Source organism: Alkalihalobacterium alkalinitrilicum (genome assembly GCF_002019605.1).
Classification (GTDB): Bacteria; Bacillota; Bacilli; order Bacillales; family Bacillaceae_F; genus Alkalihalobacterium; species Alkalihalobacterium alkalinitrilicum.
This window is the reverse complement of the sequence record NZ_KV917368.1, coordinates 3,205,375-3,227,695: the sequence shown is the minus strand read 5'-3', so window position 1 is coordinate 3,227,695 and position 22,321 is coordinate 3,205,375. Positions and strand designations below refer to the sequence as shown.

Sequence of the window (22,321 nt, the reverse complement as noted above, 5' to 3'; positions counted from 1 at the left end):
TGATATAAGTTTACCGAATATTTATTTAATTAGTGTGAATAGGAGGCAATATGAAACAAAAAACCCGCTTTAAAAAAATTTTAGTGGCAAATCGAGGGGAAATTGCAATCAGGATTTTTCGGACTTGTACTGAACTGAATATTAGAACTGTAGCTATTTATTCAAAAGAAGATTCTGGTTCTTATCATAGGTATAAAGCAGATGAAGCCTATTTAGTTGGCGAAGAAAAAAAGCCAATCGATGCTTATCTTGATATCGAGGGAATTATTGAAATCGCAAAACGTAACGAGGTCGATGCGATTCATCCTGGGTATGGTTTTTTATCAGAGAATATTGAATTTGCTAAACGTTGTGAGGAAGAGGAAATAACTTTTATTGGTCCAAAGTCGACACACCGACATTCTTTTATGGACTTAGGTTAGGCGAAGAAATTGAAGTAGAAAATTGAACAAGGAAAAACATTAATTGTAAAGTTAGTTTCTGTTTCTAAACCGCAAGATAATGGTATGAGGATTGTTTACTTCGAATTAAATGGCAATCTCGTGAAATTCTCATAAAAGATCAAAACATAAAAACAAATCTCTCAACTCGTGAAAAAGTCGATCAAGGGAACCCAAACCATATAGGAGCATCGATGCCTGGTACAGTACTAAAAACACTAGTTATTGAAGGGGACCAAGTAAAAAAAGGGGATCATTTAATGATTACAGAAGCAATGTAAATGGAAACTACCGTTCAAGCCCCTTATTCTGCTATGGTTAAAGCTATTTATGTTAAAAGTGGAGATAATATTGAAACCAATGATCTTCTTATTGAATTAATTGAACAGTTCAACGATGATGAAGATGATAGTAGACAGCATGATAGAAAGAATATTTTGACTCATGTGTAGGGAAGGATCCATATGTCTTACAAAATTGAGGAGGGGTCTACATGTTGATTGAGGTTCGCATTCCTATTGCCTGGCGTAAATATTTTGGGGGGAATGCCACTGTGGCTATGAAGGAAGGAAAAGTACGTTCACTCCTTCAGGAATTAGAGTCGTTATATCCAGATTTGCAGGGCCAGTTACTAGAGGCTGACGTTGCACATCCAGCATTAAACATTATTGTTGATGGAATGGATATACGAATATTAAACGACCTTAATACTTTTGTAGAAACTGGTAGTGAAATGAATTTAATTCTCGAACATCGAAAAGGCTAGAAATTGAATTCTTTCAAAGTATTTCGCTATGGTTTTTATAAATTCTTTTTGACCCTATATGAGGGTGGCTCAAAAGATATTTGCATTCCTTATTTACAAAGTGGTTACGGACTCAATAGTGAGAATTATATTTTCTGCAAGGTAGGGAGAGCAACACTTAGGGGTCATCCTCAGTAATTTAAAACTTAATAATGCAAATCAAGCTACTTTAAAAGAGTAGTAATGTTTTGTATAAATATAGAAAATTATCAGTAGTAAGAAACAATTAATAAGGAGGGGATAATTTTAGTGAGAAATGTACGTGTGACTGCGCACAGAATTAAAGAGATACTAGATGAAATAAGTGAAGCCGTTGAGAAGGGGGATAATGAGTACATCTATGAATTAGTAAATGAAGTGATGAAAGACTACTCTGCATGGTCAGAAGTAGAAAAGCAGAATACTAACATAAATGAAACGCAAAAATCACTTTGTTCTTATTGTGGGGAAACAACAATTTGTCTAAAGTCAATGTCATTTCTTGTATGTGAACGTAAAAAAAGTTAAGGGAGGTATAGTTGCGTTTGTTGAAAATCTAGTTACTTTTGTTATTTGAGAAAAAACAATTACCCCAAAATCTTTTCAGTATTATTTCCAATATTTATTCTTCTAGAAAACCTGACAATAGAAACTCTTCAAGTGGAAATGTTAATCAATTGAAGAAGTGCGTTTCTTATGATCTTAAACTTCCATAATCGAAAGATAGTTTGATGAATAGATCAGTTAATATTAGCCAAGCAAGTTTTCTTTTAACCCAAGTAAAACATGGGAAATGTACACATAAACTATTATTATTTATTCGGTATGAAAAATAGAGAACTTAGTAAAATTTTAATGCAAAAAGTTACGATAAGTTGATTGAATTATCAGAAATAAAATACTATTATCAAAGTGTTAACATTTAACAAATGACATTTTCTGATATTTCAAGTCTTTATAAACTTTTATAAATAAACGGAGGTAGAAAAATGAAATTAGTAGTGTTTAGGGAAGAGAATAAAGAACGTGTAGGTATCAAGACAGAGGAAGGGATTTATCCAATAGAAAAATCACTTAAAGAAATCATCTCCAATGGCCTTAATAATGGAAATGATATAGAAAATCTGATCGATTTAACCTCAGGGGTTTTATCTGAAGAAGAAATTGAATTTTTGCCGTGTGTTCCACCGGGAAAGAAAATAATTTGTGTTGGCCTTAACTATCGACGTCATGCAGAAGAAGCTGGAATGCCAATTCCAGAAGTTCCTGTGTTGTTTAATAAATTTGAAAATGCCTTAACTGCCCAAGACAAAGAGGTGACACTTCCAAATGTTGCTAAGCAATATGACTATGAAGCAGAGCTAGGAATTGTAATCGGTAAACAGGCAAAACAAATTTCTCGTGAAAATGCTTTAGATTATGTGTTTGGATATTGTGCTGTTAATGACATTTCGGCGCGTGATTTACAATTAAGAACACCACAATGGCTTTTAGGGAAAAGTTTAGATGGCTTTTGCCCTGTGGGTCCATACGTTGTAACAGCTGATGAAGTTGGTAATCCAAATGAGTTAGGTATCAGATGTTTCTTGAATGGGGAACTTCGCCAAAACTCTAACACTAGTGACATGATTTTTAAAGTTGATGAAATTGTTAGTTTTATCTCTACTTATATAACACTTGAGCCAGGGGATCTAATCCTAACAGGAACACCTGAGGGGGTTATTGCTGGGTATCCAGAGGAACAACGAGAATGGCTAAAGTCTGGGGATCAAGTGAAAGTTGAAATTGATAAAATTGGTCAGTTAACAAACTATTTTATTTAGATAATAGTGTTATTGATGATCTATAAAGTATGGTTGAAAATACTGACTGTACAAAAGTATTGATGATGCATACTTTTGTACAGTTAGCTACTTTAAGGAATGATATTGATATAGAAATACCTTGGAAAGTTAAAAAAAGGAGTTGAATAACTTACTATGATTGATATAAACGATCAAAAAAGTTTATACGAATACTTATACAAAAGAGGACTAGTTTTAAATAAAGACAACCTAATTTGTGAAGTTCTTAGTGGAGGTATTTCTTGTAAGGTTGTTAAAATAACGACCGAATCAACAAGTTTTGTAATAAAGCAAGCGAGAAGTAAATTACAGGTGGAGAACGACTGGTATTCGGATATCAGGAGGATTTACATCGAAAGAGACTGCCTAAACGTGTTTAATGAAATTATTCCAGAAGATGCTCCTAAACTGTTATACCATGATGACGATAACTATTTGATTGTCATGGAGGCCGCTCCTGCAAATGCTCTAAGTTGGAAACAACAATTAATGATTGGGAAACTAGATTTTAAAGTTACTGAGAAGATTGCAGTTACACTAGCTATTATTCATTCAAAGGCAGCACAGGACGAACAGTTAAAACAACAATTTAATAATAAGGAATTTTTTAAAGAGCTAAGAATTAGTCCATATTTAGAGACTATTCGAGAGAAGTATAAATCGTTAAGTAATGATATAGATAGAATTATTAATATGTTGTTAAAAGATAAAACCACACTTGTTCACGGTGATTTCAGCCCTAAAAACATTCTAATTGTAGATCAGAAAATCTTTCTATTAGATCATGAAGTAGCTCATACTGGCCATCCTGCCTTTGATTTGGCCTTTATAACGAATCATTTTTTATTAAAATCAATAAAAAATAAAAAGTGGGCTAATGGATATATGAATTTGATGCTATGCTTTGTTGAACAGTATCTTTCTTCAATTGATTTTATGGATAGAAATCAGTTAGAGAGAGAAACAATTAGAGTGTTAGCGCTTTTATTATTGGCAAGGGTGGATGGCAAATCACCAGCAGAGTATATTACCGACGAGCATGATCAAGATCTTATTAGAAGTATTAGCTTACAAATACTAGAATTAGCAACATCATATATAGATGTTGCTCGAATTATTGTCAAGAATCTTACAAATAAATCTTTCCCAGTTTTTTATATGAATAATTGAAACTGAAGATCGAAAAAGAGAATAAGAAATAGTCTCTTAATAAGCTATGATTTGAAAGGAGAATAAATGAACAAATTTAATATCAAAGAAGTTAAAGCGAGGCAAGTATTTGACTCTAGGTCTGTTCCTACTGTAGAAGTAGAAGTTGTCTTAGAGTGTGGTGTCTATGGTAGAGGTACAGTACCTTCTGGAGCGTCTACTGGAAAGTTTGAAGCATTGGAACTTAGGGACAATGACATGAAAAAGTTAAATGGGAAAAGTGTTTATAAGGCGATTGAAAATATTAAACAAATCATTGCTCCAGCTATCATTGGCATGGATGCTACAAATCAAGTTGCTGTTGATAGGAAGTTAATTGAACTCGACGGAAGTGAAAACAAATCTAATTTAGGCGCAAATAGTATCCTTGCTGTTTCAATGGCTGTAGCTTGGGCAGGGGCTAATGCGAATAAAATTCCGCTTTATCGGCATTTAGGCGGAGCTAATGCAAAGGTTTTACCAATCCCAATGATTCAAATTATTGGCGGTGGAGCTCACGCTAACAATACAACAGATTTTCAAGACTATTTAGTTGTTCCTGTTGGTTCGAAAAGCTTTTCAGAGGGATATGAAATGGTAGTAAATGTATATAATGCTACGAAAAAGATATTTTCAAAATACAAAAAACCTTTAGCAACTGCGGATGAAGGAGGGTTCTGGCCTACTAAATTTAATACAAATGAAGAAGGCTTAAAATTATTACTTGAAGGGATCGAAGAATCAGGTTATGAACCTGGGAAGGACATTGCGATTGCACTTGACATTGCTTCGAGTGAATTTTATGAAGAAGACGGGATGTATAGGCTTTCATTAGAAAATCGTAATATGAATCGAATTGAATATGTCGATTATTTATGCCAATTGATAGAAAGGTATCCGATCGTTTCAATTGAAGATGCGATGGCGGAAACGGATTGGGAAGGATCAAAGTTATTAACCGAAAAAGTAGGTTCGAAAATTCAACTAGTTGGCGATGACTTATTTACAACTAATATCTCTAGGATTCAAAAAGGGGTTAAGATAGGGGTAAATAATTCTGTACTTATCAAAATGAATCAAATTGGTACAATAACAGAAACTCTCGATGCCATCGATTTTACAAAGAATGCAGGTTATCTTCCTGTTGTTTCTGCAAGGTCGGGAGAAACTGAGGATACTACGATTGTCCATTTAGCTATTGCTACTAATGCTGGCCAATTGAAAGTTGGTTCTGTAGCTCGTTCAGAAAGAACGGCAAAATGGAATGAGGTTATTCGTATTGAAGAAGACCTTCAAGATAACGGGGTTTATGATGGTGGAAATATATTTAAGAGAATTATAAAATAGACAATCCTGTTATAAAAATAATTACCTAACGAAAAAATTACGAGTTGTTAGAAAGGACAAAAATATGGTTAGTTATCATCCACTAAAAGTGAAACAATCTTCGTATGAGAAAATAGCGAATATTATACGTAAGGATATTATGTTAGGACGCTGGGAGTATGGAGCACATCTAAACGAAAAAAAAATTGCCGAAGAATTTTCTATAAGTCGGGGTCCAGTACGAGATGCATTAATGTTATTAGGAAAAGAAGGAGTTATAGAAACCCCAAGTAACGGAAGGACAATTGTTATTGGATTTAACGAAAAAAACTTTAATGATTGGAGTAAGGTTCGTCTCTATTTAGAATCATTTGCTATTAAAGAGGGACTTAATAAAGATCCATTAAACGATATAAAACTAATAGAACTGGACGCAATAATAAAGGAAATGGAAAAAGTAGATAATTTAGAAACTCATATTTATTTGGATTTGTTATTCCATAGAGAAATTATTGCTTTTTCAGAAAATAGAACGTTAGGGAAACTATGGGATACTTTATCTGGAACATTGGCAACAATGCTTGAGCTTATCGCTAATAATTATGATAATCAAAAACAAATTGTAATGCATAGAGAAATTTTTGAAGCTATTAAGATGGGTGATGCCGAGCGAGCGTGCTTTGAATTGGAAGGACATGTTAATGAAGGGAACCGAGCGATAAAATCAGTTATAAAATTTATTGATAAAAATGATTCAAATAATAGTTAATTAAACGATGATGGAAAGCGGGTGTACATGATGAATGATAATTTGATGAAAGCTTTAGTATATGAAGGACCTAAAGAAATGAACATGAGAGAAATACCTATACCTGAAGCAAATATTGGTGAAGTTTTAATTCAGGTAGAGAGGGTTGGGATTTGTGGCTCTGAATTAGGTGGATATCTTGGACATAACTCTCTCAGAGTTCCTCCATTAGTTATGGGTCATGAATTTTCAGGAGAAATTATTGAAGCTAGCGAAGATAGTAAATTTAAAGTAGGAGATAGAGTTACAGTTAATCCGTTAATCTCTTGTGGAAATTGTTCAGATTGTAAAGCAGGTTCACCAAATTTGTGTGTACATCGGAAATTGATAGGAGCACATGTGCCAGGTGCTTTTGCAAAATATGTAACTGTACCTGAGGGAAATGTCTATCATCTTCCTGATCATCTTTCCTATGAAGAAGGAGCATTAGTTGAACCTTTTGCTTGTGCTGTGAGAATAAGTAGAATAGTTCAATTAACTGCTTTTGATAAATTATTAATTGTGGGCGCTGGACCTATTGGTTTATTTGTCTTACAAACCGCAAAAGTTCTAGGGATAAATGATGTTGTGGTCCTTGAAATTAATCCTAAAAGGTTAGAAATTGTTAAAGAATTAGGTGGCATTCCTGTGAGTTCTGAAGAACAGCTAAAAAATTATGTTACGGATAGAGGATTTAATGTTTCGGTTGATGCAGTAGGATTAGATAGCACAAGGCAATTATGTCTTAATATGACAAAGCCTGGTGGTAGGGTTGTTTTTACAGGGTTACATGCTGAGAATAGTGAGTTACCTATTAATTTAGCCATAAGAAATGAACTTTCATTATATGGATCATTTGGTTACAACCCCATTGATTTTGAACTTGCATTAAACTGGATTAGTAGTAGGAAAGTAAACATGGAAAAATGGATTCAAAATGAAGCGCTAGAGAATGGAAGTGCTTGTTTTGAGACTTTAATTCATGACCCAGGAAAAATAGCAAAATTTATGTTAAATTTATAATTAGTATTGTTTTGTATTATGGTGTTTCTTTTTAAAGTAAAGTAGAGAATAATATTTTAATAGTTATAAACTAATCTTTAGAATGAAAAAATACAAAGTAAAAAAATGGATAGTGATTACAGAGTAATACTCCCTCTTCAATCGTATGAAGCTCGTTGATCAACGAGAAGGGGGAGTGAAATATTGGTGAACCACGACTAACTCCATAATAATAGAAGGTTAGTCACTTGAAACCTGCATTGTCCCTTCACAATAAGGGCAGGTTACTTCTATTTCTACTTCTATTGTCCCTTCTAAATCATCATCATGAAAGTTTTCTATAATAAAATTAGGTATTTCATCTTCTTTTTTACAGTCTAGACATTTAAAGATTGTTATTTCACTTTCTAATTTGATTGGGCTTCCTTCTCCTAATGGTTTTAAAAAGTTTTGCACCTTTTTCCTTTTTGGCATCCTCCATCATCTCCTGTCCTAATGATTACTTTACTATTGAAGATACAACTTCACCCCCATAAGTGAGGAGAATGGCTTAATTTTCTTCTAAATGTACCCGTTCGAGGTTAGTAATTTAAGACGGCGATACAGAGTTGCTCGGCTTATCCCCAAAGTTTTGGCAGCTTGCTCTTTACCTTTTGTTGTAGTTCCAAAACGGGATAAGGCTTCACGAATCGATTGAATTTCACTTTCAGTTATTGAATGATCTTGTAAACTTTTCGATGGTAGAGTCATATTTTGTTTGGGAGTATCTGGAACTATATCAGTCTTGGATACTATCTCACTTTCGGACGAGGTCATATCGGAAATTGGCATTTTAAGATTGTCTTTTTGAAGAAAAGTAAGATCAGACGCATTTTCTGTTGTTTTTAGAGTTGCTGTTATACTTTGAACCGAAGATTGTGATGACCTAATAATCCGTTCAGGTAGACTTGAAATTTGAATTCTGTCCGAAACATCAATACTAACTGCATGTTCTACTGCATTCTCTAGTTCTCGAACATTACCTGGCCAATGATAAGAGTAGATTGCGTTAAGTGCTTCTGCACTCCAACGTTTTGCTCCAAGTTTCTTATTGTATGTAAGTCTTTTGGTGAATAGTTCCAACAAAACTGTAATGTCCTCAACCCGTTCCCTAAGCGGTGGAATTTCTATTGGTATTACGTTTAATCGATAGTAAAGGTCTTCACGAAATGTTCCTGCTTCAATCATGTCCTCTAGAGGCTGATTAGTCGCAGCAGTGAGACGGATATCCACTTGGATTGGTCGGGTTCCACCTACTCGCTCAACCTCTTTAAACTGAAGAGCTCGTAATAATTTTGCCTGTAAAAACAAAGGCATATCTCCTATTTCATCAAGGAATAGGGTACCACCATGAGCGAGTTCGAACTTTCCTGGTTTGCCTCCCTTTTTGGCGCCTGTGAAAGCACCTTCTTCATATCCAAAGAGCTCACTTTCCATAAGGTTTTCTGGTAGTGCTGCACAGTTAACGGCTACAAAAGGGCCACTATTGCGATCACTTTCAGAGTGAATTGCTCCTGCAAAAAGTTCTTTTCCTGTTCCGCTTTCACCGCGAATGAGAACACTAAGCTCCGTGGGAGCTACACGCTTTACCTTTTCCTTTATTAATGAAATAGCTTTACTTGTTCCTCGGATATCCATTAATCCAAAGCGTGGTGTCAGTTGAGGGTTCCGTTTATTTCCCTTTGTTGTTTTACCTAAGAGTAGTACCATCCCTTGCCAATTGTTCCCTTCACGAATACAACGACCTTCCCAACGAAATCCCTCGATATCTAAGTTTTTGAATGAACGTTCCTTGCGGATAGCTTCGGCCACCTTCTGAGGTACAACCTCATAAAGCATAAGATTTTGTAAGCTCTCCTTAGGTTTATTTAGTAAAAGAGCCGCAGTTCCATTTACACCGACAATCCGTTCATCTCCATCAACCACTAGCGTAGCTTCATTATTCAAGTCAAGGGCACTATTCAAGTAAGTATCCAATTGTCGAACTTTGTTGTTTATGTTTGGCCACTTTTGACGAAGTATTATACTTAAGCTAAGCTGTTGTAGCATTTCTGTAAAAAGAGATTGCCTTTCTAAAATTTGTTTTGAACTCTGAGGATTCCAATCTACAATTGTTAAAACACCAATACATTCCTGTCCATCGACGATGGGAGTTAGTATTTCTACACCTAAGTCACATTGGTTTGCCAAAGTGCACTCCTTACACAATAGGTGCTCTCCTACGCCTTTAATAATTAAGTTATGGGCATTGCTAAGTACATAATGGACTGGGGTACTATTCCCGTGAAGTTTCATTAAACGATCTGCGTGATCCCCTGCACTGGATACAATTTTTCCAGTGTAATTATAGACACCTATAGTTATGTTAGCGCTTTCAGCTAAGGGAGTTAATAAACGATTAATTTGTTTTCTAGAATCGTTAAGGTTTAACATGCAACTCCTCCTTTCGTAGTAGTAAGTAACTATTATTTTTATTGTTTAGAATATTATATAATTTAAGAAAATTCACTTCAAGTAATGTTGTCTAATTTGTTAAGAAATCTCACTGAGAAATTGAGAAAAGAGAATGTTAATAACCTTTAACGATTTTCTCATTGTTATTTTCTCGTATTTTTTCTCATTCTTATGTTGGAAGTATGAGAATTAATTTCTATTTTGAAAAAACAATAAATACATGAACAAGGTAATTCTTTACTACCTTAAAATTATTAATACAAAAATGTATCAATAAATGCACGTGCACTATTAGAAAGATATCGATCTTTAAGCCACAGAATACCAACATCGGACTCAAATGAGGTATCTGAAATTTCAAGTTGTTTTATTTCAGGAATTGGAAATGAATCCATAACAGATTTCGGTAAAATTGTTGCGCCAATTCCAGAACCTACTAAGGCAATAATGATTGCAACGCTTGAACATTCACAGATAATGTTTGGTTCAAAGCCAAAACGTCGACATTCATTTATTATTTTTTTATTTAATACTATCGTTTTATCACTTTTCAAAGCTAATAGCGGTATATCTGAAATCTCCTTCATCTGAATTGTATTTCCTGGAATTTCTCTACTCCATTTTTCTGGCATTACTAATATAAATGGGTCCGCAGGTAATTCCACAATAGAATAATTATTGTTGTTATAGTTAGATTCAAAAGGTAACCTTGTGATCACCAGTTCAATCGTGCGGTTATCCAAGTGTTCACTCAATGTATAATGATCTCCCTCTAATATTTTAAAGGTTACGAGCGGAAAGTGATTGTGGAACTCTGCTATTTTTTCTGGTAATAAGGAAATACAAGAAAAAACTGACCCGATAGATAATGAACCTCGAACTCCATCATTAACTTCTTTTATTTCTGTAATCATTTCATTGATTTGGTGTAGTATCTCCGCTGCTTTTTCTTGTAAAATCATTCCAGATTCGGTTAATTTCATTTCTTTTCCATTCCGTTCAAATAAAGTTACACCAAGCTCCTGTTCCATTAACTTTAATTGACGACTCAAAGGTGGTTGCTCCATATTAAGTTTTTTGGCAGCTCGAGTAACCTGACCTTCTTTAGCGATAGATATAAAATAACGCATTTGTCGAATATCCATTAATATCCCCCATATCGCATACCAAGATTGTATAAAAAAACCGACAATTCGTATTTTTCTGATATTATTATACCATAAAAATTGTTAGAATTTTTTATAATTAGTATGTTAGAAAATTTTATGTTGTATTTAAAATAATCTTTACATTTAGTGAATTAGAACAACTAGAAATGACTATGAAGCAATGTAAGTTTAGTTTAATTAAAGATTTTAGAGTTATTATTGTAAAAAGAGAGAGTTTTATTTAAATAGAATAAATACCAATAAGGTATATATAATATACAATTCAGATATTTCAAACAAATATTCTTGGGTGATACTATATAAGTTAATTGTGTATGAAGTAGTAATATCTTCTATTGTGAACAGGAAAAAAGAGGAGGGAATTTACATGGAAAAGCTGGAAGGCATATATCCGATATTGGCCACGCCATTTACAAGTACTGGAGAGGTGGATTACAAAAGTTTTAAAAAACTTGTAAAGTATTTGGCGAATTCAGAAGTTCACGGTGTTACCATGTTTGGTATTGCAAGTGAATTTCATAAGCTATCAGATTGTGAAAAAGATAAGATGGTTGAAATAGCAATAAAATGTTTGGAAAGTAAAAAGACGTTAATTATTTCGATTACAGATCAAAGTTGGGAAGTAGCTATTAAAAGAGCGAAAAGGGTAGAAGCCGTAGGGGGAAAGGCCTTAATGGTTTTCCCACCGTATTTCCTATCACCTTCTAAGAAAGAAATTGAAAATCATATTTTAAAAGTTGCCAAAGCTGTACAAATTCCCATTATTGTCCAATATGCCCCTAATCAAAGCGGTATGGTACTTGAACCAGACTTCTTTGCCAACTTAAATGAAATGGCGTCGAATATTCAATATGTTAAGGTCGAATGTGTCCCTCCTGGTCCAATGATTACAGAAATAAGTAAAAAAACAGATAAAATATCAAGTTTAGTAGGGTATGCAGGTCTACAAATGATAGATGCCTTAGACCGGGGGGCTGCTGGTGTTCAGCCTGGGTGTTCATTTGTAGAAGCATATATTAATATTTATAACCTCTATCAATCTGGTGAACGGGAAAAGGCTGTAAGTTCTCATCAGAAACTATTACCTTTATTGAATCTATTAATGCAAAATGTAGAACTAATTATTCAAGCGGAAAAAGAAATTTTATATAGAAGAGGGATTATTTCGAGCCCATATTGCCGGTCACCGAAGTACATTTTTGACCATGAACAAAGAAAACAACTCGATCAATATTTAGAGCCACTAAAAGAAATATTTAAATAAGAATAACATGAATAATAAAGCTCGATAAGAATGGTCAAAGCCTATTTTATATAATGTCTATACCATTTAGTTTGATAAAAAAAGATAGAAAGTGGTTAGAACAATGTACTTATGGAGAAACTTAAAGATTAAAAATAAACTATTTATTTTGTTTTCGATAGTGCTAATTTTTTTTATTGTCGGCTTTTATTTAGTCTTTTTTCAAATCAACTCAGTAAATAGTGAAATTAATAATCTTGAAACAAACAGTGAAACTAATCTATTAGTAATGGAGTTAATGTCAAATATTGATAATAAGTTTATTGCTATTATGGACTTTGATCAAAATAGACGAATTAATATGGAACAATATAATGAAAGAAATGAAAGGCTAGACTATATTTTAAACTTGATCGACAACGAAATGGTTACCGAAAAACAACAACAGTTATTTGAAGAATACATTACTCTTCACGAATTTTTTCAATTTATAACTGAAACTATTGTAAACTCTCCAGCACCTTCAACAGATCGTGAATACTTTCACAGGTTAAATGAAATATCTGATTTGAGCATGTTAAAAAATTCGATGTATTTACATTTACAAGATTTTAATAACCTTTTATCAAACCAACTTCAAGATGCAAAAACTAATGCTCAATCTGCCATTCAAAAGACAAAGTTGATATTAGTAAGTTCTTTAATAGTGTCTGTTATTGGAGGAACTATTTTAATTGTATTATTCAGCAACACTTTAACAAAATCATTAAAACAAGTAGTTAATATTTCAGAAAGAATTAGTAAAGGCGATTTAACAGTTGACAAAATTTCAGTACGTTCAAAGGACGAAATTGGTAGACTTAGCTACTCTATGAATCATATGGTCGACAGTCTTCGTTCATTGGTTCAAAAAATCTTATTAACGTCTGAACAAGTGGCAGCTTCTTCTGAGGAATTAACTGCTAGTTCAAACGAGACTGGAAAAGCATTACTGCAAATTTCAGCATCCATTCAACAAATTTCAGTAGGAGCTACAGAACAACTCAATAGTGCTACTAATGCAAATATTATTGCCGAGGATATGAATAAGTACATTAACGAAATAAATAATAGCGTACAAACTGTTTTTAAATCATCAGATAAAACAGTTAACCATGCCGAAAAAGGAAATAAAACAATGAAGAGTACAGTCGACCAAATGAAAGTAATCTCTGAAAAAGCCAATGCGACAGGTATTATCCTTGGTCAATTAGAAAATAAATCAAACGAAATTAATCAGATCTTATCCTTGATTACAGAGGTATCTGACAGGACCAACCTTCTTGCCATAAATGCAGCAATCGAGGCCGTAAGAGCTGGTAAACATGGTAATGGATTTGCCGTTGTTGCAGATGAAGTACGAAAGCTTGCTAACCAATCCAAGAATGCGGCTAAGCAAATAAGTGATTTAATTTATGCTATACAAGAGGATGTTAAAAGCTCAGTTTCTTCTATGAAAGAGGGACATACATCTGTTGAACAAGGAATTAAGCTTATAAATGAGGCGGAAAATACTTTTGCTGACATAACAAAAGATATCGGTAATGTTTTACAGCAAACAGAAGATGTTACAAAGTTAGTTGAGAACGTTGCTTCTGGTGCAGAAGTAATGTCGGCGACGATTGATGAAACTAGGCATATTACAGAAAAATCAGTAGAACATACACAAGTAGTTGCGAAATCTGCGGTCGGGCAAAGTAGCTCAATGCAAGAAATCGTGTCTGCAGCCGAGATTTTGGCGGGGATGGCAGAAGATTTACAGAGGAATATTTCCAAATTTACATTGTAGTTTCTTTAAAAGCCTTTCAAGCTATTTTTCTATAAACTTAAATTAAGTCGCTGATAATATACGTTTTTTGAATACGGGTGCTAAAATTAACTCGTTGTAAATGAAGATTTATTTCAAAATGAAATTCTATTGAACAACCTTATCTTAAAGTTTACTTCTAGTTACAGATTGTCAAAAAAATAGCTCTTTACAGGCAGTACTACTATATGGGCTTCCTCACGCAAGAAGAAGCCCCATAAAGTAATAATATCTTCGAAAACGCCTCAAGAATAAAGTAATTCCCTCAATCTTTTGATACTCAACATTTACCTCGTGATTTTTCATACTGGCATCATCTCATAAAATACGTGTGTCTTCTATAATTCACTCCTTAATTTACAAATTTATTGTTCTCCAAGTTAGTATTTGAAAGCTTTGGCTAAATTCGTGTTTCGTTCTCTACAAATTAACTTTTAAATACGATCCCTATCTATTGTAAGAAAATTTGCTCACTAAAAAAAGATTAGGGCAGTTTTAGAAAAATGTATACCTAAATGATATATAAAACAAATAATTCCGATATTTCAAATATATCTGATAAGGTGCTAGTATAAAAATAAGGTAGTTATTACTTGGAAGTTATTCATTGTAAAACAACAAAAGTATAGTGGCCGAACTCAAAGATATATATTTCTTAAACTTCAGGAGGTATATTTTGTATATTGAGTATATTTATAGAAATTAAGGCTGTGATACTTTAACTTTAATGTTTTAAAAATTTGAAAGTCACTATAAAACTGTAGGAGCCTACGTAGGGGTTTCTCTTTATGGAAACAATAATCAATAAAGGAGGGGCTTAATCATGTCCATTAATGAATTTGACTTAGTTGTCCTTGGAGGTGGAACAGGAGGTTACGTGGCTGCCATTCGAGCAAGTCAGATTGGTATGAAAGTAGCTATTGTCGAAAAAGAAAATCTTGGGGGAACGTGTCTTCATCGTGGTTGTATACCTAGTAAATCACTCCTTCGATCTGCTGAAGTATATCATACTGTTTCTAAAAGTACAGAGTACGGTGTTGAGACTTCAGATATTTCTATTAACTTTCATAAAATGCAGGAGAGGAAACAAAAGATAGTTGATCAACTGCATAACGGTGTTAAATATCTCATGAAAAAAAGTAACATCACAGTCTTCAATGGTGAAGGAAGAATTATGGGACCATCGATTTTTTCACCACAAGCTGGGGCAGTTGCAGTTTCATACAAAGATAGAGATTCTGAAATTTTAGTCCCTAAAAACTTATTAATTGCCACTGGTTCAGCACCAAGAACTCTTCCTGGGCTAGAAATAGATGGAGAGTACATTCTGACAAGTAATGAAGCCCTTGAATTAGGATCTCTACCTCGGTCAATAATTATTGTTGGTGGTGGTGTAATAGGAATTGAATGGGCTTCCTTGATGAATGATTTGGGCGTTGAAGTAGATATTGTTGAATTTTCAGAACGGATTCTCCCATCAGAAGATATAGAGATTAGTAAAGAGATGACACGATTATTGAAAAAAAGAAATATTAAAATTCATACGGGTACTAAAGTAATGGATAAAACGATTTCTAAAGAAGGTGAAACGGTCACTATTCATGCAGAAAAAGCTGGAGATGTAATTACATTACAAGCTGAGAAGGTTCTTTTATCTGTTGGTCGTGCTGCAAACATTGAAAATATTGGAATTGAGAATACCGAAGTAGTAATCGATCATGGGGTTATCAAAGTGAATGAACAATTCCAAACGGATGAAAGTCATATATATGCAATTGGTGATGTTATTGGTGGTTTACAATTGGCCCATGTTGCATCTCACGAAGGTATAACAGCGGTTGAATATATGGCAGGATTAAAAACTAATCCAATTGATTACACAAAGGTTCCAAAAGTTACTTATAGCCGTCCAGAGGTTGCTAGTTTAGGTATAACTGAAGAGGAAGCCAAATCAAAAGGATTTACTCTTAAAACGGGGGTATTTCCATTCAAAGCTATTGGTAAGGCTTTAATCTATGGAGAATCTGACGGATTTGTAAAATTAGTAGTTGATGAAAAGACAGATGATTTATTAGGTGTTCACATGATCGGTCCTCATGTTTCAGATCTAATTGCTGAGGGGGCTCTAGCGAAAGTTCTTGATGCAACACCATGGGAGATCTCTCAAACTATTCACCCTCATCCATCTTTAGGAGAAGTTCTAGGAGAAGCAGCTCTTGCAGTAGACAAACTTGCTATACATTCATAGGTGAGTTTTGTAAGTTGTTTTTCTAGAAATCTAGTATAAATTCACAAAAATAAATCTTTGAAATATCAAGGAGGTTTCATTATGAATAATGTTACTACGCCACTAGTAAAAAACAAACACAAAGAATTGGGTTTATCAGATGATCAAGTCCTTGCAATGTACAGGGATATGCTATTAGCTCGTAAGGTTGATGAGAGAACTTGGCTACTTAACCGTGCAGGAAAAATTCCATTTGTTCTATCATGTCAGGGCCAAGAAGCTGCTCAGGTAGGAGCTGCTTACGCCTTAGACAGAAATAAAGATTATCTATGTCCATATTATCGAGATGCAGGGGTAGTTATTGTTTTCGGTATGACAGCCAAGGATTTAATGCTAAATGCATTTGCGAAAGCAGAAGACCCAAATAGTGGAGGGCGACAGATGCCTGGACATTTCGGTGGGAAAAAGTACCGAATTCTTTCGGGGTCTAGCCCAGTAACAACACAGGTACCACATGCAGTTGGATTGGCCTTAGCAGGGAGAATGGAAGGAAAAGATCTTGTAGCGTTTGTTTCTTTTGGCGAAGGTTCGAGTAACCAAGGAGATTTTCATGAAGGGGCAAATTTTGCAGGTGTACACAAACTTCCTGTTATTTTCTTCTGTGAAAATAATAAGTATGCAATCTCAGTACCATATTCCAAACAAGTAGCATGTAATAGCATAGCTGATCGTGCCCAAGGATATGGATTTCCAGGTGTTAGTGTTGATGGGGCAGACCCTCTAGAAGTTTATAAGGTAATGAAAAAAGCAGTAGAAAGGGCAAGAAGTGGAGAAGGTCCTACATTAATAGAAGCTAATTGTTTTCGCTTTACTCCTCATTCATCAGATGATGATGATCGAGCTTATCGTCCTGAAGGAGAGGTTGAAGAAGAAAAGAAAAAAGATCCCCTTCCGCTTTTTAATCAATATTTAAAAGAAGTTGGAGTATTAACTGAAGAGGTTGAGAAGGAAATAAATGATTGGGTCTCTAAGGAAGTTGATGAGGCTACAGAATATGCTGAGAACGCACCAGCACCTAACCCAGAAGATACATTAAAACATGTATATGCAGAAAAGGAGGAATAAGAAATGGCAACAGTTTCGTATATTGAAGCAATAAATCAGGCAATGCGTGAAGAGATGGACCGTGATGAAAAAGTTTTTGTACTTGGAGAAGATGTTGGTTATAAAGGAGGAGTATTTAAGACTACACAAGGACTCTATGATCAATTTGGTGAAGAGCGAGTTTTAGATACCCCACTTGCAGAATCGGCTATTGTAGGTGTAGCTGTTGGAGCGGCAGCTTATGGGCTTAAGCCTATTGCTGAAATGCAATTTGCGGATTTTATTATGCCAGCTGTTAACCAAATTGTCAGTGAAGCTGCGAAAATGAGATATCGGTCAAACGGGGACTGGAATTGTCCACTGGTCATCCGTGCACCTTATGGTGGAGGGATACATGGGGGACCTTATCATTCTCAATGTATTGAAGCTATGTTTTGTAATATTCCTGGATTAAAGGTGATTGCTCCAGCAACACCGTATGATGCAAAAGGAATGCTAATTTCTGCAATTCGTGATGAGGATCCAGTTCTATATCTAGAACATAAGAAATGTTATCGACTAATTAAAGGTGAAGTACCAGAAACAGAATATACAGTTCCCATTGGAAAAGCGGAAGTGAAGCGAGAAGGAGAAGATTTTACAGTTATTACATATGGATTAACTTTACATCTCGCTCTCCAAGCTGCTGAAAGAATAGAGAAAGAGGGATACAGTGCTCATATTTTAGATTTACGTACACTATATCCACTCGATAAGGAGTCCATTGTAGAGGCCGCCAAAAAGACTGGAAAAGTGCTAATTATTCATGAAGATAATAAAGAAGGAGGAATTGGAGGAGAAGTATCTGCAATCATTTCAGAAGAGTGTTTGTATGACCTAGATACTCCAATTAAACGTCTTGGTGGACCTGATGTTCCTGCTACACCTTATAACGGTGGAATGGAAAAGTTTTTTATGTTAAATGCAGACAAAGTTTATAAAGCAATGAAAGAAATAGCAGAATATTAGTAAATGAGGTGATAATTGTGCCAGAAAAAATCCTAATGCCCCAGCTCGGCGAAAGTGTTACCGAAGGCACTGTAGCTAAATGGTTAGTTAATGTAGGAGATCAAGTCAAAAAGTATGAACCTATTTGTGAGGTAATCACTGATAAAGTAACAGCTGAAGTTCCATCTTCATTTAATGGAACGATTTCTGAAATCTTGGTGCAAGAAGATGAAACTGTTGCTGTGGGAGATTTAATATGTTTAATGACTAATAGTGAAAAGGCAAGCTCTTCTGAAACTACTACATCTATTGGAAACCCTTCTGAAGGAGTTGTTAGTATTAATCAAGAAGAGGAGAAGCCGCGTTTTTCGCCATTGGTATTAAAATTAGCACAAGAACATAACTTAGAATTATCAATGATTAAGGGATCTGGAGCCGGAGGAAGAATTACAAGAAAAGATATCTTAGAATTTGTAAAAGAACAAGGAAATAAACAAGTAGCAGCTACAGTGGTAGAAGAAGTGCCAACGATAGATCCTTCTACAGTCCTTCCTCCAAAACAGAAACGAGATAATTTGAAAACAACTGTACAAGAGAATATTTCAACCACAACTAGCGCGGATGTCAGTAGTGGGGATCAAGTCATACCAGTAACTAATATTCGGAAGACTATTGCAAACAGAATGGTTGAGAGTAAACATACATCTCCACATGCTTGGATAATGGTTGAATGTGATGTTACTAATCTAGTAAAGTACAGAAGTAGCATAAAGGAAGATTTTAAGAAGAAAGAAGGATTTAATCTAACTTACTTACCTTTCTTTATTAAAGCTGTTGTTGAATCACTTAAAGAGTTCCCTATTCTAAACTCACAGTGGACAGGTCAACAAATTGTAATCAAAAAGGAGATTAATATTTCATTAGCTGTAGCTACAGATCAAGAGCTGTTTGTACCTGTCATTAAGGATGCAGATCAAAAAAGTATATACGGTTTAGCAAAAACGATAAATCAATTAGCTACAAAAACAAAAGAAAAGAAGTTAACGATGGAAGATATGAGTGGCGGCACATTTACGGTGAATAATACAGGTTCTTTTGGATCCGTTCTTTCAAACCCAATTATTAACCAACCGCAAGCGGCGATACTAAGTGTTGAAGCTATTGTCAAACGACCAGTAGTTATTAATGATATGATTGCTGTTAGGGATATGATGAATATTTGCCTCTCCTTAGATCACCGAATTTTAGATGGACTTGTTTGTGGCCGTTTCCTAGATAGTGTTAAACAAAAAATAGAAAGTTATGGTTCAGATACGAAGATTTATTAATAATTTTATTTTATAACAAGATTGCGCAAAGTGAGGGAATTTATGACTAAATCCATAAAAATATTAACTGATAATCAGTTGACAGTACTTCCTAGCTTGACTAATATCTTCTCACGTTTTGGAGTGATGATAGAAAAATTAATGGTTAAAGCTATTGAAAACGCAAAGTTTTTGTTTATTAAAGTGTCAATATACTGTGATGATATAGTATTTAACCGTTTAATTAAACAAGTAGAAAAACAAATCGAAGTTATTTCTGTTAAAGCATAAATTTGTTGATCTTGTTGTAATAAATTAATTTTCATTTTTTTAGCAAGAGTAAATTATGCACTCCAAAGTGGGTGGATAAGGTTATATGGTAATAGCTAATGAACTTGAAAAAGAAAACTTTGATTTTGAAATACTATAACAATTGGATTAATAATTGAAAAGGGTTATGAAAGAACACTATTAGCGATATTTCCAAATATTAAATGAGCATGAGGAGTATTTATAAATATTCTTCCTTCAATTGAAATTTGTTACTACCTTTATCTCTAAGCAGATTTTGCTAATTCCATAAGTTTATTATAGCTGTGTTGGAACAATGACTTAACTGTCGATTATAATTTTAGGGCAAAAATAATCAAAGAAACATAGAAAAATATATTTATTTTAGAGAAACACTAGAAGTATAAAAATCTTCTAGTGTTTTCTTTGTATTTTTACTTATTGACAAGGTTGTATATACAAGTTAAAATCCTGAGTATAGTTTCCTTGTATATACAAGTATGAAAAATAGTATGTTGATTGATTTATCGCGAATAAGAACCTAATGTAAAGAAACATTAAACGGTAGAGATTAAAGACACTCATTTATCCCGTTTAATTGGTGGAAAGGCTGTCAGGCTTTGTGTGAACAAGAAAAAGATTAAAAACACCGTATCCTGTGGCAATCGTCTTATGAGTCACATTGTTTGGGTTTCAACTAACATTCAGTAGGGAAGAGGACACCTTTGACTGAATGAAGTTTCAATTTTTACGGTGAAATGAAAACGATATCAAAGGGGAGTTAGAAATGGCCGACGTGAATAAAAAGTCAGTTGAGCAAGTTATCGAAGCCATCGGCGGCAAAGATAATATATCGTCTGCGAGTCATTGTGTAACCCGTTTACGTTTTGCGTTACATGATGAAAGTAAAGTCGATCAAGAACAATTGAATAATCTAGAAATGGTTAAAGGATCATTTTCTACAAATGGACAATTCCAAGTCATCATTGGACAAGGATTAGTCGATAAAGTTTATAAAGAACTGGTAGCGCTAACAGGAATAGGGGAAGCATCAAAAGAAGATACGAAAAGTGCAGCGGAGAAAAATTTAAATCCGCTTCAACGTGCGATTAAAACATTAGCTGATATCTTTATCCCGATTTTACCAGCAATCGTTACCGCTGGTTTGTTAATGGGGATTAATAACGTATTAACTGCACCTGATATTTTTTACCCTGGACAAGGGATAGTAGACGTACATGAGCAATGGGCTGATTTTGCTGGAATTATTAATCTAATTGCAAATACCGCCTTCGTCTTTCTTCCTGCATTAATAGGTTGGTCAGCCGTAAAACGGTTTGGAGGAAATCCTCTACTCGGTATCGTCCTGGGACTGATGCTCGTGCATCCTGACCTTCTGAATGCATGGGCTTATGGGGCTGCATTAGAAGCAGGTGAAATTCCGTATTGGAATTTATTCGGCTTGGAGATCGCAAAATTAGGGTATCAAGGACAAGTCCTTCCAATCCTTTTTGCATCGTATGTATTAGCGAAAATGGAAATTTTTCTTAATAAACGTGTACCAGATACGATCAAGTTATTAGTTGTAGCCCCAATTGCTTTACTCGTAACAGGTTTCATTGCCTTCGTTGCAATTGGACCAATCACATTTACGATCGGTAACTGGATTACTGCTTTGTTTGTCGGGATATTTGGTAACTTTGCAGCTATTGGGGGGTTGCTATACGGAGCAATTTACGCACCACTCGTAATTACAGGTATGCATCATACATTCTTAGCTGTTGACTTACAATTAATCGGAAGTATTGGTGGGACATTTTTATGGCCAATTGTTGCATTGTCTAATATTGCACAAGGTTCTGCTGCATTAGCTATGTATTTTGCAACAAGAGAAGAAAAATTAAAAGGTTTATCATTGTCCTCATCCATTTCGGCTTATTTAGGAATAACGGAACCAGCCATGTTTGGAGTCAATTTACGTTTTAGATATCCGTTCATTTGCGCTATCATTGGATCGTCTATTGCTGCTATGTTTATTACGATTAGTAATGTTATTGCTCCTTCAATTGGTGTTGGGGGATTGCCAGCCTTTTTCTCCATTGTTGCAGATAAGTGGGTCCCGTACTTTATTGGTATGGGGATTGCGATTATTATTCCGTTTACATTAACATACTTTTATGCCAAATTTAAAAAATTAAAGTAGAAAATTACAAACAAATACCATTGGTATGCTTTTTCGCAACCAATGGTTTTTTTCAAAATATGAAGAGTGTGGAGTGGTCA

At 34.5% G+C, this 22,321-nt stretch carries 18 protein-coding genes and 2 pseudogenes; 17 read left to right on the top strand and 3 right to left on the bottom strand.

Features of this window, described 5'->3' with window-relative positions; all coding sequences use genetic code 11:
* Positions 1–50: 50 nt before the first annotated feature.
* From BK574_RS15605 to BK574_RS15565, 9 genes and pseudogenes are all read left to right on the top strand, one after another.
* Positions 51–413 (top strand): annotated as a pseudogene (locus tag BK574_RS15605) (biotin carboxylase N-terminal domain-containing protein); the annotation flags it as partial.
* Positions 380–826, top strand: a pseudogene (locus tag BK574_RS29250) (biotin/lipoyl-containing protein); the annotation flags it as partial. The pseudogenes BK574_RS15605 and BK574_RS29250, both read left to right, overlap by 34 nt.
* Positions 827–933: 107 nt before the next feature.
* Positions 934–1,206: a ubiquitin family protein gene (locus BK574_RS15595; protein ID WP_078429235.1), complete on the top strand. Its 273-nt coding sequence runs from the start codon at positions 934–936 to the stop codon at positions 1,204–1,206.
* Positions 1,207–1,494: 288 nt separating this feature from the next.
* The gene (locus tag BK574_RS15590) at positions 1,495–1,752 is read left to right on the top strand and encodes a hypothetical protein (protein WP_078429234.1); all 258 of its coding nucleotides are present in this window, start codon (positions 1,495–1,497) and stop codon (positions 1,750–1,752) included.
* Positions 1,753–2,213: 461 nt separating this feature from the next.
* Positions 2,214–3,047 carry a fumarylacetoacetate hydrolase family protein gene (locus BK574_RS15585; RefSeq protein ID WP_078429233.1) on the top strand — a complete coding sequence of 278 codons (834 nt, stop codon included), beginning with the start codon at positions 2,214–2,216 and terminating at the stop codon, positions 3,045–3,047.
* A 156-nt stretch (positions 3,048–3,203) separates the two neighbouring features.
* Positions 3,204–4,238: a phosphotransferase gene (locus BK574_RS15580; protein WP_078429232.1), complete on the top strand. Its 1,035-nt coding sequence runs from the start codon at positions 3,204–3,206 to the stop codon at positions 4,236–4,238.
* 66 nt (positions 4,239–4,304) lie between these two features.
* A complete protein-coding gene (gene eno / locus BK574_RS15575) occupies positions 4,305–5,603 on the top strand; it encodes a phosphopyruvate hydratase (RefSeq protein WP_078429231.1) in 1,299 nt (432 codons plus the stop codon).
* 64 nt (positions 5,604–5,667) lie between these two features.
* Positions 5,668–6,351 carry a GntR family transcriptional regulator gene (locus BK574_RS15570; RefSeq protein WP_078429230.1) on the top strand — a complete coding sequence of 228 codons (684 nt, stop codon included), beginning with the start codon at positions 5,668–5,670 and terminating at the stop codon, positions 6,349–6,351.
* 30 nt (positions 6,352–6,381) lie between these two features.
* Entirely contained in the window at positions 6,382–7,392 is a 1,011-nt protein-coding gene (locus BK574_RS15565; RefSeq protein ID WP_238458030.1) for a zinc-dependent alcohol dehydrogenase, read from the top strand.
* A 219-nt stretch (positions 7,393–7,611) separates the two neighbouring features.
* On the opposite strand, the gene BK574_RS15560 is transcribed toward BK574_RS15565, so the two are convergent.
* The 3 genes from BK574_RS15560 to BK574_RS15550 form a co-directional block, all read right to left on the bottom strand.
* The gene (locus BK574_RS15560; protein WP_078429228.1) at positions 7,612–7,845 is read right to left on the bottom strand and encodes a hypothetical protein; all 234 of its coding nucleotides are present in this window, start codon (positions 7,843–7,845) and stop codon (positions 7,612–7,614) included.
* Positions 7,846–7,932: 87 nt separating this feature from the next.
* Positions 7,933–9,843: a sigma-54 interaction domain-containing protein gene (locus BK574_RS15555; RefSeq protein ID WP_078429227.1), complete on the bottom strand. Its 1,911-nt coding sequence runs from the start codon at positions 9,841–9,843 to the stop codon at positions 7,933–7,935.
* Positions 9,844–10,118: 275 nt separating this feature from the next.
* Positions 10,119–11,009, bottom strand: coding sequence for a LysR family transcriptional regulator (locus tag BK574_RS15550; protein WP_078429226.1), 891 nt, complete (start codon positions 11,007–11,009; stop codon positions 10,119–10,121).
* A 391-nt stretch (positions 11,010–11,400) separates the two neighbouring features.
* Here BK574_RS15550 and BK574_RS15545 point away from each other — a divergent pair, with 391 nt between their 5' ends.
* The 8 genes from BK574_RS15545 to treP all read left to right on the top strand — a co-directional run bounded on the left by BK574_RS15545 (position 11,401) and on the right by treP (position 22,241).
* Positions 11,401–12,297 (top strand): dihydrodipicolinate synthase family protein, encoded by an 897-nt coding sequence (locus BK574_RS15545; RefSeq protein WP_078429225.1) that lies wholly within the window; start codon positions 11,401–11,403, stop codon positions 12,295–12,297.
* A gap of 103 nt (positions 12,298–12,400) precedes the next feature.
* A complete protein-coding gene (locus BK574_RS15540) occupies positions 12,401–14,104 on the top strand; it encodes a methyl-accepting chemotaxis protein (protein ID WP_078429224.1) in 1,704 nt (567 codons plus the stop codon).
* Positions 14,105–14,945: 841 nt separating this feature from the next.
* Positions 14,946–16,370, top strand: a complete 1,425-nt coding sequence (gene lpdA, locus BK574_RS15535; protein WP_078429223.1) for a dihydrolipoyl dehydrogenase — start codon at positions 14,946–14,948, stop codon at positions 16,368–16,370.
* Positions 16,371–16,451: 81 nt separating this feature from the next.
* The gene (locus tag BK574_RS15530; RefSeq protein ID WP_078429222.1) at positions 16,452–17,474 is read left to right on the top strand and encodes a thiamine pyrophosphate-dependent dehydrogenase E1 component subunit alpha; all 1,023 of its coding nucleotides are present in this window, start codon (positions 16,452–16,454) and stop codon (positions 17,472–17,474) included.
* Between the two features lie 3 nt (positions 17,475–17,477).
* The gene (locus tag BK574_RS15525) at positions 17,478–18,461 is read left to right on the top strand and encodes an alpha-ketoacid dehydrogenase subunit beta (RefSeq protein ID WP_078429221.1); all 984 of its coding nucleotides are present in this window, start codon (positions 17,478–17,480) and stop codon (positions 18,459–18,461) included.
* A gap of 17 nt (positions 18,462–18,478) precedes the next feature.
* On the top strand, positions 18,479–19,768 hold the full coding sequence (locus tag BK574_RS15520) for a dihydrolipoamide acetyltransferase family protein (protein ID WP_142247978.1): 1,290 nt from the start codon (positions 18,479–18,481) through the stop codon (positions 19,766–19,768).
* A gap of 42 nt (positions 19,769–19,810) precedes the next feature.
* Positions 19,811–20,038: an ACT domain-containing protein gene (locus tag BK574_RS15515; protein WP_078429220.1), complete on the top strand. Its 228-nt coding sequence runs from the start codon at positions 19,811–19,813 to the stop codon at positions 20,036–20,038.
* Positions 20,039–20,825: 787 nt separating this feature from the next.
* On the top strand, positions 20,826–22,241 hold the full coding sequence (treP, locus tag BK574_RS15510; protein ID WP_078429219.1) for a PTS system trehalose-specific EIIBC component: 1,416 nt from the start codon (positions 20,826–20,828) through the stop codon (positions 22,239–22,241).
* Positions 22,242–22,321 lie beyond the last annotated feature (80 nt).

Bases quoted from the DNA above. Each gene is read 5' to 3' on its own strand.
- BK574_RS15595 (WP_078429235.1), top strand. From the start codon at position 934: ATGTTGATTGAGGTTCGCATTCCTATTGCCTGGCGTAAATATTTTGGG.
- BK574_RS15585 (WP_078429233.1), top strand. From the start codon at position 2,214: ATGAAATTAGTAGTGTTTAGGGAAGAGAATAAAGAACGTGTAGGTATC.
- BK574_RS15580 (WP_078429232.1), top strand. From the start codon at position 3,204: ATGATTGATATAAACGATCAAAAAAGTTTATACGAATACTTATACAAA.
- eno (WP_078429231.1), top strand. From the start codon at position 4,305: ATGAACAAATTTAATATCAAAGAAGTTAAAGCGAGGCAAGTATTTGAC.
- BK574_RS15570 (WP_078429230.1), top strand. From the start codon at position 5,668: ATGGTTAGTTATCATCCACTAAAAGTGAAACAATCTTCGTATGAGAAA.
- BK574_RS15565 (WP_238458030.1), top strand. From the start codon at position 6,382: ATGAATGATAATTTGATGAAAGCTTTAGTATATGAAGGACCTAAAGAA.
- BK574_RS15560 (WP_078429228.1), bottom strand. From the start codon at position 7,845: ATGCCAAAAAGGAAAAAGGTGCAAAACTTTTTAAAACCATTAGGAGAA.
- BK574_RS15555 (WP_078429227.1), bottom strand. From the start codon at position 9,843: ATGTTAAACCTTAACGATTCTAGAAAACAAATTAATCGTTTATTAACT.
- BK574_RS15550 (WP_078429226.1), bottom strand. From the start codon at position 11,009: ATGGATATTCGACAAATGCGTTATTTTATATCTATCGCTAAAGAAGGT.
- BK574_RS15545 (WP_078429225.1), top strand. From the start codon at position 11,401: ATGGAAAAGCTGGAAGGCATATATCCGATATTGGCCACGCCATTTACA.
- BK574_RS15540 (WP_078429224.1), top strand. From the start codon at position 12,401: ATGTACTTATGGAGAAACTTAAAGATTAAAAATAAACTATTTATTTTG.
- lpdA (WP_078429223.1), top strand. From the start codon at position 14,946: ATGTCCATTAATGAATTTGACTTAGTTGTCCTTGGAGGTGGAACAGGA.
- BK574_RS15530 (WP_078429222.1), top strand. From the start codon at position 16,452: ATGAATAATGTTACTACGCCACTAGTAAAAAACAAACACAAAGAATTG.
- BK574_RS15525 (WP_078429221.1), top strand. From the start codon at position 17,478: ATGGCAACAGTTTCGTATATTGAAGCAATAAATCAGGCAATGCGTGAA.
- BK574_RS15515 (WP_078429220.1), top strand. From the start codon at position 19,811: ATGACTAAATCCATAAAAATATTAACTGATAATCAGTTGACAGTACTT.
- treP (WP_078429219.1), top strand. From the start codon at position 20,826: ATGGCCGACGTGAATAAAAAGTCAGTTGAGCAAGTTATCGAAGCCATC.